The sequence below is a fragment of the Brachybacterium subflavum genome, assembly GCF_009299795.1.
Classification (GTDB): Bacteria; Actinomycetota; Actinomycetes; order Actinomycetales; family Dermabacteraceae; genus Brachybacterium; species Brachybacterium subflavum.
In genome coordinates this window covers 1-280 of record NZ_VIGP01000022.1, presented here as the reverse complement: position 1 = coordinate 280, position 280 = coordinate 1, and the positions used below count along the sequence as shown (strand labels likewise).

General features: G+C 56.8%; 1 protein-coding gene. It reads right to left on the bottom strand.

Annotated features, from left to right (window positions below; all coding sequences use genetic code 11):
* Window positions 1-217, bottom strand: a 217-nt coding sequence (locus FHG10_RS17825; protein ID WP_227488367.1) for a hypothetical protein, incomplete at its 3' end; no start/stop codon positions are given.
* Window positions 218-280: the final 63 nt, after the last annotated feature.

The window sequence follows — 280 nt, the reverse complement described above, 5'->3', positions numbered from 1 at the left end:
GAAACAGCTTGGAGCCGGTGAAGGCCGCCCAGATCAAAAAAATCACCAGCACCGAAATGATCGACGCCGCCCGGTCCGGGCTTACGGCGCTTTCGTCGCCGAATGTCACCGTCTTCAGGCTGGTGAAATCATGCCGCGACTGCATGCCCTTGCGAATGAATTTCACCAGGAAAAAGGCGCCGGCGAACAACGCAATGTAGAACAGCAGTACCGTCATGCCACCTGCTCCGTCCGGCCCATGATCTCCTCTTCCATCTCCCAGATCATCGACAGGATCTCA